The 11,153-nt window shown below is 72.7% G+C and carries 10 protein-coding genes and 1 pseudogene; 2 read left to right on the forward strand and 9 right to left on the reverse strand.

The genetic code is table 11. From position 1 onward, the window contains the following. Positions 1 to 8: 8 nt before the first annotated feature. From L615_RS24405 to L615_RS17505, 9 genes and pseudogenes are all read right to left on the reverse strand, one after another. Positions 9 to 332 (reverse strand): annotated as a pseudogene (locus L615_RS24405) (SDR family NAD(P)-dependent oxidoreductase); the annotation flags it as partial. Then, positions 329 to 805, reverse strand: coding sequence for a MaoC family dehydratase (locus tag L615_RS17470; RefSeq protein WP_028654567.1), 477 nt, complete (start codon positions 803 to 805; stop codon positions 329 to 331). The gene L615_RS17470 and the pseudogene L615_RS24405, both read right to left, overlap by 4 nt. After that, positions 805 to 1,971, reverse strand: coding sequence for an acyl-CoA dehydrogenase family protein (locus tag L615_RS17475; RefSeq protein WP_028654568.1), 1,167 nt, complete (start codon positions 1,969 to 1,971; stop codon positions 805 to 807). Before L615_RS17475 ends, L615_RS17470 begins: the two co-directional genes overlap by 1 nt. A gap of 45 nt (positions 1,972 to 2,016) precedes the next feature. Further along, complete coding sequence (locus L615_RS17480) at positions 2,017 to 3,027, reverse strand: LLM class flavin-dependent oxidoreductase (RefSeq protein WP_028654569.1); 1,011 nt, start codon at positions 3,025 to 3,027, stop codon at positions 2,017 to 2,019. Positions 3,028 to 3,101: 74 nt separating this feature from the next. Further along, positions 3,102 to 3,836 carry an SDR family NAD(P)-dependent oxidoreductase gene (locus tag L615_RS17485; RefSeq protein WP_145725885.1) on the reverse strand — a complete coding sequence of 245 codons (735 nt, stop codon included), beginning with the start codon at positions 3,834 to 3,836 and terminating at the stop codon, positions 3,102 to 3,104. Beyond that, on the reverse strand, positions 3,833 to 4,852 hold the full coding sequence (locus L615_RS17490; protein WP_145725886.1) for an alcohol dehydrogenase catalytic domain-containing protein: 1,020 nt from the start codon (positions 4,850 to 4,852) through the stop codon (positions 3,833 to 3,835). Before L615_RS17490 ends, L615_RS17485 begins: the two co-directional genes overlap by 4 nt. Then, a complete protein-coding gene (locus L615_RS17495) occupies positions 4,849 to 5,742 on the reverse strand; it encodes a CoA ester lyase (protein WP_145725887.1) in 894 nt (297 codons plus the stop codon). Before L615_RS17495 ends, L615_RS17490 begins: the two co-directional genes overlap by 4 nt. A 3-nt stretch (positions 5,743 to 5,745) precedes the next feature. Continuing rightward, entirely contained in the window at positions 5,746 to 7,413 is a 1,668-nt protein-coding gene (locus L615_RS17500) for an AMP-binding protein (RefSeq protein WP_145725888.1), read from the reverse strand. A gap of 9 nt (positions 7,414 to 7,422) precedes the next feature. After that, positions 7,423 to 8,244, reverse strand: coding sequence for an enoyl-CoA hydratase/isomerase family protein (locus tag L615_RS17505; RefSeq protein ID WP_084254911.1), 822 nt, complete (start codon positions 8,242 to 8,244; stop codon positions 7,423 to 7,425). A gap of 138 nt (positions 8,245 to 8,382) precedes the next feature. Between L615_RS17505 and L615_RS17510 the strand changes: the two genes are divergently transcribed. Beyond that, positions 8,383 to 9,477, forward strand: coding sequence for a zinc-binding dehydrogenase (locus L615_RS17510; protein ID WP_222430600.1), 1,095 nt, complete (start codon positions 8,383 to 8,385; stop codon positions 9,475 to 9,477). Between the two features lie 150 nt (positions 9,478 to 9,627). Further along, on the forward strand, positions 9,628 to 11,145 hold the full coding sequence (locus L615_RS17515) for a CdaR family transcriptional regulator (protein WP_145725889.1): 1,518 nt from the start codon (positions 9,628 to 9,630) through the stop codon (positions 11,143 to 11,145). Positions 11,146 to 11,153 lie beyond the last annotated feature (8 nt).

The following is an 11,153-nucleotide window of genomic DNA, read 5'->3' on the forward strand; positions in this document are numbered from 1 at the left end:
GGCATCTCGTGGGTCGGCGTGCCGTGCGCGGAGATGCCCGCGCCGGTGAAGACCAGCCCGATCGGGCCGAGCGCCTCCTCCGCCTCGGCGGCGAGCGCGTCCATGGCGTCGGCGTCGCGGACGTCCACCCCACGCGCAAGAACCCCGCTGCCGGTGCTGGCAACGAGGTCCTCGGCCACGCGGGTGGCCACGTCTGCGTCGAGGTCGGCGACCACGACGGACGCACCCTCGGCGGCGAGCCGGCGGCACACGGCCTCACCGATGCCGCCACCGCCCCCGGTCACGAGGGCGGTGACGCCGGTGAACCGCGCCGCGGGCGCGGCGGTGCTCATGCGGACTCGGCGGCAGCCTCGTCGGCGGGGCGGCGCAGCATCAGGCCGACCCGCTTGCAGGTCATGACCAGCACGTCGTCCTGGTTGTAGCCACGGTGCTCGAACCACACGATGCCCGAGTCGGTGCGCGAGGAGGACTCACGCTTGTCGACGATCGTGGTCTCGCCACGCAGGGTGTCGCCGTGGAAGACGGGCGCCGGGAAGCGGACCTCCTCGTAGCCGAGGTTGCCCAGCGTGGTGCCCATGGTCAGCTCCGGCACGTGGAAGGCGCCGATGAGCGCCACCGTGAAGAGGCTGTTGACCAGCGGACGGCCGTGGATGGTCGTCTTGGCGTACTCGGCGTCGAGGTGGATCGGCGCGACGTTCATCGTCAGCGACGTGAACAGCACGTTGTCCATCTCGGTGATGGTGCGCCGGAACGCGTGCTTGTAGGTCTTGCCGACCTCGAACTCCTCGAAGTAAAGACCGCGCATCAGTAGCTCCTGGGAAGGCCGAGCACGTGCTCGGCGACGTAGTTGAGGACCATCTCCTGGCTGATCGGCGCGATCCGCATGAGGCGTGCCTCGCGGAGGTAGCGCTCGACGTGGAACTCCTTGCTGTAGCCCATCCCGCCGTGGACCTGGAGGGCGACGTCGGCGGCGTAGTAGCCCGCCTCGGCGCACAGCCACTTGGCGTAGTTGGCCTCGGCGCCGCAGGGCTCCTGCCGGTCGACCAGCCAGGTCGCCTTCTGCAGGACCGCGTCGGCCGCCTCGAGGCGGATCTTCGCCTCGGCGAGCTGGAAGGACAGGCCCTGGTTGGCGCCGATCGGGCGCCCGAAGACCACGCGGTCCTTGGCGTACTGGGTGCCGCGGCGCAGCGCCGCCTCGCCGATGCCGAGCATGGCGTTGGCCGCGACGACGCGCTCGGCGTTGAGGCCGGTCAGGATGACCTTGAAGCCCTTGCCGACCTCGCCGACGACGTCCTCGTCCGGGACGAAGAGGTCGTCGATGAACAGCTCGTTGCTGTCGACGGAGTTGCGGCCCATCTTCGGGATGGCGCGCACGGTGACCTTCTCCCGGTCGAGCGGGGCGAAGAACACGGTCAGGCCGTCGGTCTTCCTGGCGCACTCGTTGCGCGGGGTGGTGCGGGCCAGGAGGAGCATCCGCTCGGCGCGCTGCGCGTTGGAGATCCAGACCTTCTTGCCCGAGACCAGCCAGCCGCCGTCGACCTTGCGGGCGAAGGTGGAGATGTTCGTGGTGTCGGTGCCCGCGTCGGGCTCGGTGACCGCGAAGGAGATCTGCAGGTCTCCCGTGGGCACGCGGGGCAGGAAGCGCTTCTTCAGGTCCTCGCTGGCGTGGTGCAGGATCGGCTCGAAGCCGAAGATCCCGATGTGCACCGACGAGCAGCCGCCCATGCCGGCGCCGGACGCGGCGATCTCGCGCTCGACGATCGCGGCCTCGGTCACGCCGAGCCCGCCGCCGCCGTACTCCTCGGGGATGGTCAGGCCGAGCCAGCCGGCCTCGACCATGGCGTCGTAGAACTCCTGGGGGAACTCGTGCTTCTCGTCCCGCTCGGCCCAGTACTCGTCAGGGAACTCCTTGCACAGGGTTCGGACGGCGTGCCGGATGTCGGCATGCACCTGGTCCTCGGTGAAGTCCATGGGGAGGGTTGCCTCTCTCGTCAGGGTGGTGGGGAGCCGCGCGGCTCAGCGGAAGGCCGGGAGCACCTCGGTGCGGAAGAGCTCGAGCGTGGCAAGGACGTCCTCCTGCGGGAGGCCGTACCACTGGGCGCGCAGGATGATGTGCGTCAGCCCTGCCGCCTCGAGCTCCTTGAGCGCCGCGATGGCACCCGCCGGGTCGGTGAAGAGGTACGACGAGTCGGCGACCTCGGTGGCCTTCTCGGCCGTCTGCAGGTGCTTGTAGGCGTCGCCCTGCTGGGGCGCGTTGTACTTCGCGTACTGCGCGGTGAGCTCGCCGCGGGCGGCGAGGCCGCGGGCGCGGGCGCGCTCGGGGTCGTGGTCGAGCAGCAGCTCGCGGCGCACCACGAGCCGGTTGACCGGCTTGCCGAGGCGCTCGCGCTCGGTGCGGTAGTGGCCGAGGATGACCTGGAGCCGCTCGGGGTCGACGTGCGGCGGCACGATCCACGCGTCACCGAGGCGGGCGGCGCGCAGCGCACCGGCCTTGTGCGGGCCGGCGCCGATCCAGATCTCGGGACCGCCGGGCTGCACCGGGCGGAGGCTGATCTTCTCGCCGTCGATGGAGAAGTGCTCGCCCTGGTGGGTGACGGTCTCGCCGGCCCACAGTCCCCGGATGATCGAGATGCTCTCCTCGAAGCGGCCGACCCGCTGGTCCATGCCGACGCCGAACGAGGCGAACTCGTTCTCGCGGTAGCCCATGCCGAAGCCGGCCACCGCGCGGCCGCCGGTGATGTGGTCGAGCGTCGCGAAGTCCTCGGCGACGTCCACCGGGTGGCGCAGCGGGAGGATGAACATGTTGGTGCCGAGCGTCATGTCGCCGGCCTCGCTGGCCATGGCGGCGAGCGTCGGGACCGGCTGGAGGGTGGGCATGCCGCCGAGGTAGTGCTGCAGCATCCACACGGACTCGATGCCCGACTGCGAGGCAGCGCGCACCTGCTCGCGCATCAGCGCGATCCGGTCGGCCGGCACGACGTCCACCGGGAAGTCGTTCATGATGGCGAGTCCGAACTTCAGCGTCACGGTTCCCTCACTCGTTCGATGCTATTGATATTCATGATTATGGATCCTCGACCGGCGAAGGTCAAGGGGGTGCCTCACCCCTGGGTGAGGTAGCCACCGTCGACGCGGTAGCAGGAGCCGGTCACGAACGAGGCGGCGTCGGACAGCAGGAAGCCGACGACCTCGGCCACGTCCTCGGCGGTCCCCAGCCGGCCGAGCGGGTGCTTGCGGCCGAGCGCCGCGCGCTCGTCGGCGTCGCGCCAGGTGCGCAGCAGCGCGGTGTCGATGAACCCTGGGGCGACCGCGTTGACGCGGATCCCGCGGTCGGCGTACGCGAGGGCGGTGCTCTTCGTGAGCCCCTCGACGGCGTGCTTGGTCGCGGCGTACGCCGGGGCGTTCGGGCTCGCGGCGGTGCCCATCACCGAGGAGATGTTGACGATGCTGCCGCCGTCGGCCATCACCCGCACCTCCTCGCGCAAGCACAGGAACAGCCCGGTGAGGCCGATGTCGAGGACCCGCTGCCACTCGTCGATCGTGTAGTCGCCGACCGGCTTCGAGGGGCCACCGACCGCGACGAGGTTGACCGCGCCGACCAGCTCGCCGGCGGCGGTCGCGGCGCCGACGGCCTCGGCGACCTGGTCCGGCTCGCGCACGTCGCAGTCGACGACGACCGGTCGCGCACCCGCGGCCTCGACGTCGCGGAGCAGGTCGTCGCCGACCGTGCCGGGCAGGTCGGCGAGGACGACGGTGTCGGCACCCTGCGCGGCGAGCACGGACGTCGCCGCCCCGATGCCTCCGGCGGCGCCGAAGACGACCACGGCGCGGCTCATGGCCGCACCACGACCCGGCCGAGCACCTTCCCGGCGTCGAGCCGCTCGTAGGCGGCGTCCACGTCGTCCAAACCGACCTCCTCGGTCTCCACGGTCACCTGGCCGTCGGCGGCCAGGGCGAGCAGGTCGACCAGCTGCGGCCGGCCTCCCCAGAACGGCAGGTCCACCGTCGCACCGAAGGGCAGCGCGTGCATCCCCACCGGCAGGCGGCCCGCGCCGACCCCGACGATGGAGATCCGGCCGTCCACGGCGACCATCGCGGCCGCGGCGTCGAGCGTGGGCTGCGCCCCCACGAAGTCGAGCACGGTGTCCGCGCCACCGTCGAGCAGGTCGCGCACCTCGGTGGCGACGTCGGACGAGGACAGCACGGTGCGGGTGGCACCGCGCCGCTCGGCGAGCGCGAGCTTGTCGGCGTCCACGTCGATGGCGACCACCTCGCGGTAGCCGGAGGTGCGGGCCAGCTGCACGGCGACGTGGCCCAGGCCGCCGACGCCGATGACCACCGCGGCACCGCGCGCGGCCAGCGGCCGCTGTGCGGTGGCCCGGTCGATCGCGTTGAAGGCGGTCAGTCCGGCGTCGGTGAGGGCAGCGCCCTGCACCGGGTCGACCTTCGACGGCACCAGGTACGACGCCTCCACGGCGGCGTACTCCGCCAGCGCGCCGGGTCCGCCGAAGCCGGGCATCACGCCCCGCGGCGGGCGCGGGCAGCAGTTCTCGAAGCCGCTGGCGCAGGCGTGGCAGGTGCGGCACCCGCGCGGGCCGTAGCCGACGACCTGGTCGCCGACGGCGAGGCCGGTGACCCCGGCGCCGAGCTCGACGACCTCGCCGGCGAGCTCGTGGCCCATCACGATCGGCAGCGCGAACGGGTGCTGGTCGGGCGTGCGGGCGGCCAGCGTCAGGTCGGAGTGGCACAACCCGGCCGCCCGCACCCGGACCACCACCTCGCCGGGTGCGGGCGTCGGATCAGGGACCTCGGCGAGCCCACGGCCCGCCTCGGTCAGCAGGTAGGCCCTCACGCCGGGGTCGCGCTCCCCCGGACGAGTCGGGCGTGGGCGAGCCAGTCCCGGGCCTTGTCGGCGTGGGCGAGGTCGATGTGCTGCCCGCGGAAGCGGACGGCGCCCTGGCCCTCGGCGACCGCGCGGTCCATCGTCGCCACCAGCTCCTCGTGGTAGGCGACCTCCTCGTCGCTGGGCGTGAACACCTCGTGCACGACCGGGACGTGGCTGGGGTGGATCACGATCATGCCGCGGAAGCCCAGCTGCAGGCCGTAGTCGGCGAAGCTGCGCAGGCCGTCGAGGTCGGCGAGGTCCTCCCACAGGCCGGTGAGCGGGTGCAGCCCGTTCTGCCGGCAGGCGAGCAGGATCCGGCTGCGGAGGTAGAGCGTCTCGCTCCCCTCGCGCGACTGCCGGTAGCCCACCGCACGGGCGATGTCGGCGTGCTCGGAGGTCGGGCCGATCATCGCGCCGACGCGCTGGGAGGCGGCGGCGATCTCGAAGCAGTTGGTGATCGCGTCGACCATCTCGACCGGGACGATCATCTCCAGGCCCTCGGCGCCGTTGCGCGCCTCGAACCAGTCGATCATCGTCTCCCACCGCAGCACGTCGGTGGCGTCCTTGATCTTCGGCGCGAAGATGCCGTCGAGCTCGGGGCACACGACGGCTTCGAGGTCGGCGCCGGTCATCTTCGTGGCCAGCGCGTTCGGCCGCACGAAGAGGCCGACCTCCGGGCGCTCGGCCCGCAGCTTCGGCAGGGTCTCGCGCACCGTGGCCCGGGCCTCGGCCTTGCGGTCGTGCGGCACGGAGTCCTCGAGGTCGAGGACCACGCAGTCCGCCCCGGCAGCCAGGGCCTTGAACGCCCAGTCCGGCTTGTGGGCGGGGACGAACAGGATGCTCCGGTAGGGGTGCACGGCTCAGGCCTCCCGGTCGTGGGTGTCGGGGGTGACGCCGAGGGCGCGCAGCTTGGCCTTCTGCACGCGCTGCGACGGCGTCTTGGGCAGCTCGTCGACGAAGCGCAGGTAGCGCGGGACGGCGAACGACGGGATGCGCGAGTCGCAGTGCGCCCACAGCTCCTCGGCGGTCGGGGTCGGGTGGTCGCCACCGGTGATCACGTAGGCCATCACCTCGTCCTCGCCGGCCTCGCTCGACGCCGGGACCGCGATGACCGCGGTCTCGACGACGGCCGGGTGGGCCAGGATCGAGGTCTCGATCTCGTAGGAGCTGATGTTCTCCCCGCGGCGGCGCAGCGCGTCCTTGAAGCGGTCGACGAAGTAGAACCAGCCGTCCTCGTCGCGGCGCAGCGCGTCGCCGGTGTGGAACCACAGGTTGCGCCAGGCCTCGACGGTCTTGTCCGCCATGTTGAAGTAGCCCATCGAGCAGATGAAGGGCACCTTCGGGCGCACGACGAGCTCGCCGATCTCGCCGACCGCGACCTCCTCGTCGGTGACCGGGTCGACCAGGCGGACGTCGAACCACTCGTCGGCCGCGAGGCCGGCCGCACCGGCGGGGCGGTCCACGCCGTACGGCGAGATGATCGGCGCGGAGGTCTCGGTCAGGCCGAAGACCTCGACGAACGCCTCGATGCCGTAGCGCTCCTTCATCGGCTCGACCAGGGTGGCTGCGGTGGGGGCGGCGAACACGCAGCGCAGCGGGTTGTCGGCGTCGTCCTCGCGCCGGTCCTGCTTCCAGATGAAGTCCATCATCACGCCGATGAAGTTGGTGACCGTCACCCTGCTCTCGCGCAGCTGGTCGACCCAGCGGCTGGCGGAGAACTTGCTGCGGGTGACGAAGCGGGCGCCCGCGACCAGGGTCGGGTACGCCGCCATGAACTGCGCGTTGCCGTGGAAGAGCGGCGTCACCGACATCCACGCGTCGTCGGGGGTGAGCCGGACGAGCGAGACGCACTCGTCGGCGAAGAAGTACATCTGCGCGTGCGGCATCGCCACGCCCTTGCTCGGGCCGGTGGTGCCGGAGGTGAACAGCACGGAGGCGAGGTCCTGCGGGCGCACCTCCGGCAGCTCGATGGTGCCGTCGACGACCTCGGGCGCGGTGGCCTGCTCGTCGAGCTCCTCGAACGGCGCGGCGTCCCAGCCGGCGTCGCGGAGGGTCGCCAGCGCCTCGTCGCGGGAGCCGGTGTCGATGACCCAGAACTTGCGGATCGACTTGGCCGCCTCGGCGATGGCCACGAAGCGCGCGGCGTACACGTCGTCGACGACCGCCAGGGTGGCCTCGACGGTGCTCACCTGGTGGGCGAGGAAGTCGTGCTCGTAGGCCGTGTTGATCGGCACCTCGACGAGGCCGGCGACGGCCGTGCCCAGCCAGGTGCGGACGAACTTCGACGAGTTCTGCGCGACGAGGACGACCCGGTCACCCTGCTCGGCGCCGGCGTGCAGGAAGCTGCGGCCGACCCGCTCGGCGGCGGCGAGGATCTCGGCGTAGGTCCAGGTGGCCGACTCCTCGGGGCAGTCCAGCCACACGGAGTCGGGGCGCTCCGCGGCGTGGTGGCGCAGCACCGTCGGCAGCGCCCACTGGCTGCGGTCCTCGAAGGTGGGCGTGAGGTCTCGGTAGTAGCGGAAGGTCACGACAGGTCCTCAGTTCTGGGGGTTCTCGGCGGGGTCGGTGCCACGCGCGGTGGCGGCGGCGCGCGCACGGCGGGCGCTGCGGAAGTCGGGCTTGCGCTTCTCCAGGAAGGCGTTGGCGCCCTCGAGCATGTCCTCGCTGCCGATGGCCTGGATGAGCATCCCGAGGCCGGCGGACATGTTGTCGCGGGACTGGTGCCACCACTGGTTGGAGCTGATCTTGGCGATCTCGAGGTAGCGCGGGCTGAGGCGGTCGATCTCGGCGAGCCAGCGCTCGACGGCCTCCTCGAGGCCGTCGTCGGCGACGACCTCGTTGACCAGGCCCATCGCGAGGGCCTGGTCGGAGCTGTAGCGACGGCAGAGCATGGCCATCTCCTTGGCCCGCTTCTCGCCGATCTGGACCGACATCAGGTTGGTCGCACCCAGGACCGGGGCCGAGCCGACGCGCGGCCCGGTCTGGCCGAAGGTGGAGCGCTGCGTCGCGATGGCGAAGTCGCAGGCGACGACCAGCTCGTTGCCGCCACCGGCCGCGGCACCGTCGACGGCGGCGATCACCGGTCGCGGGCAGGCGCGGATCGCGTCGACCAGGCGCAGCGACGTGGTGAACAGCGCGCGCAGCTGCTCGGGGTCCGGCTCACCCAGCTGGTTGAGCGCACCACCGGCACAGAAGGCCCCGCCGGCGCCGGTGAGGACCACGGCATCGGCGGATGCGGCATCCTCGAAGGCGGCGATCATCGTCTGCGCCATCTCCAGGTCGTAGGCGTTGAGCCGCTCGGGGCGGTTGATGGTGATCCAGCGGGCGGTGCCCCTGGTCTCCACCTCGATCGTGGCCATGGTGTCCTCCCGTTCGTCCGACCCGCGGCACGCTAATCCATAGTTTTGATGATCAGCAATATACGGTAATGTCCGTCACACCGGCAACCACGGAGCAGCCGTTGGAACCGCCGGCAGGGACGAGCAGGAGGAGCGATCGTGGGCAGGTCCGTGGTCAGGGGAGCCGTGCTCCCCGCGTTCAACGCATCGGTGGAGCTGGGCGAGGTCGAGGTCGACGCGCCCGGGCCGTCCGAGGTGCGCGTCCGTACGGCGGCGACGGGGATCTGCCACTCCGACGCCCACGCCCAGACGGGCGGGATCCCCGGCATCGAGGTGCCGATGGTGCTCGGCCACGAGGCGGCCGGTGTCGTCATCGAGGTCGGCAGCGCCGTCACCACGGTGAAGCCGGGCGACCACGTCGTCATCGGCCCCGCGCAGTCGTGCGGCACCTGCGCCTGGTGCAGCCAGGGCCTGCCGCAGCACTGCAGCAACCTCGGTCGCGTGCGTGCGGCGGGTGAGCCGCCGCGGCTGACCGTGAACGGCCAGCCCGCCACCCAGTTCGTCGGCGTCGGCAGCTTCGCCGAGGAGATGGTCGTGCACGTCAACAGCGTCGCCGTCGTCCCCGAGAAGATGCCGCTCGACAAGGCCGCCCTGCTCGGGTGCGCCGTCATCACCGGCCTCGGCGCGGTCCGCCACTCGGCCGCCGTCCGCTTCGGCGACACCGTCGCCGTCGTCGGCTGCGGCGGCGTCGGCCTGAGCGCCGTCCAGGGCGCGGTCCTCGCCGGCGCGTCGCGGATCATCGCGGTCGACCGGATGCCCGAGAAGCTCGAGGTCGCCCGCCAGCTCGGCGCGACCGACACCATCGACGCCGGCGCCACCGACCCGGTCGCTGCGGTCAAGGAGCTGACCGGCGGCGTCGACCACGCCATCGAGGCCGTCGGCATCCCCGCCACGATCGCCCAGGCCTTCGCGATGCTGCGCACCCGCGGCACCGCCACGGTGGTCGGCCTCGCCCGCCCGGGGGACACGGTCAGCCTGCCGACGATGGACCTGCTCGCGGAGAAGCGGCTGCAGGGCTCGCGCCTGGGTGGCACCCGTGCCCGGGTGGACATCCCGCTCTACGCCGAGATGTACCTCAACGGTCGCCTCGACCTCGACGTCCTCCAGGGCGCGACGGTCGACCTCGCGGGCCTGCCCGCCGCCCTCGACGGGCTGGACCACTCGCCCGCCGCGCGCACCGTGGTCGTCTACTGACCACCCGCCCGCGACCCCGCGGGCACCCCAGCTCCGGCCGGGCGCCATCCTTTCCGACGGTGCCGTTGGCGCCCGGCCGGCAACTACCTTCGCCCTGCTCCCCAACCGTCCTCGGCCTGCCGGGTGCACCTTCGTGCCACAGTGAGGGCCGTGAGATCAGCGGCGGACCTGGCGGCGGCCATCGGCGAGACGTACGTCGAGGTCGTGGTCGTCGGTGAGGACCGCCCGGTGGTCGCGGTCGACATCGCGGACGCCGAGGACGTCGTACCGGCCGGCGCAGGTGACCTCGCCCTGGCCGTCGGCTTCGCGACGCCGGAGGACGTCGTCGCGCTGCTCCACCAGTCGCCGCGAGTCTCCGGCCTGGTCGTGCGCTCGTCGTGGTCGGGCTCACCGGCGCTGCAGACGACCTGCCGGGACCTCGGCACCACCCTGCTGGCGCTGGCCGAGGGCGTCACGTGGTCCGCAGCCGCCAACGCCTTCGCCGACCGCATCGAGGCACTCGCCGGCGACCCCGACGGCACGCCCGGGGCGCACGCGCAGGGCGACCTGTTCGACCTCGCCGACCTCGCTGCGGGCATCCTTCGCGCGCCGGTGACGATCGAGGACGCGGCGTCGCGGGTCGTCGCGTACTCGACCGGGCAGGGCGACGTCGACGCCGCCCGGACGGCGTCGATCTTCGGCCGCCGCGTCCCGCGGCACGTCCGCGACCGGCTGCGCTCGCTCGGCGTCTTCAAGCGCCTGGCCCAGAGCAGCGAGCCGTTCTTCGTGCCCGCCATCGACGAGGACTTCCGCGGCCGCTTCGTCGTGTCGGTGCGCGCCGGCGGCGAGTGGCTCGGATCGGTGTGGGCGCTGGCCGACGAGCCCCGGGAGGCGGACCGCGAGCTGCGCGCCGTCGTCGAGCTCGTCGCCCTGCACCTGCTGCGGATGCGCTCGCGCGGCGAGCTGGCACAGCAGCTGCAGCTCGACCGCGTCCGCGCAGCGCTGCAGGGCATCCGCCAGGCCGGAGGCACACCCGACGTGGCCCTGCCCGCGCGGGTGGTCGTGCTCCGCGGCCCCGAGCACGACCTCGGCGCGGCGAGCCGCCGCGACGTCTGGGTGGCGCTGGTCCGCCGCCACGGCTGGCGCACGCCCGCGGTCGCCGACCTCGACGGCCGGGTCTACGCGGTCGTCGCCGACGAGGCGACAGGTCCCGGGTCGTGGCCCTGGCTCACCGGGCTCGTCGAGGCGGAGGCGCAGCGCCACCCCGACGTCGCGGCGCGTGCCGGCTCCGCGGTCACGACGACCGACGACCTCGTCCGCTCCCGCACGGCGGCCGACGAGGTCGACGCGCTGGCCGACCCCGCACCGGCACTGGCCGTCGAGGACCGCTGGGCCGGCGTGGTCCTGGCCCGCGCCGTCCGCGGCCTCGAGGGCTGCGCGCCGGTCTCTCCCCTGCCCGCCCTGCTCGCCGATGCCGCCGAGCCCGACGTCGTCGCCGCCACCCTCGCCGCCGTCCTCGACCACTGGGGCGACGTCCGCGCCGCCGCAGCCGCGCTCAACGTGCACCCCAACACCGTCCGCTACCGGATGGCCCGCCTGCCCGAGGGGCTGCAGGAGGACCTCACCGTCCCCCAGCGCCGCTCCGCGCTGCGCCTGGAGCTGATGCTGCTCACCGCCGCCGCTGGTTGAGGTGCGAG

Origin of the sequence: Nocardioides sp. J9, from assembly GCF_007829375.1 — a bacterium.
Lineage (GTDB): Bacteria > Actinomycetota > Actinomycetes > Propionibacteriales > Nocardioidaceae > Nocardioides.

What these genes read in the sequence shown, in the direction of transcription:
- L615_RS17505 (WP_084254911.1), bottom strand. Translation starts at nt 8,244, where the DNA reads ATGGCCACGATCGAGGTGGAGACCAGGGGCACCGCCCGCTGGATCACC.
- L615_RS17470 (WP_028654567.1), bottom strand. Translation starts at nt 805, where the DNA reads ATGCGCGGTCTTTACTTCGAGGAGTTCGAGGTCGGCAAGACCTACAAG.
- L615_RS17485 (WP_145725885.1), bottom strand. Translation starts at nt 3,836, where the DNA reads ATGAGCCGCGCCGTGGTCGTCTTCGGCGCCGCCGGAGGCATCGGGGCG.
- L615_RS17475 (WP_028654568.1), bottom strand. Translation starts at nt 1,971, where the DNA reads ATGGACTTCACCGAGGACCAGGTGCATGCCGACATCCGGCACGCCGTC.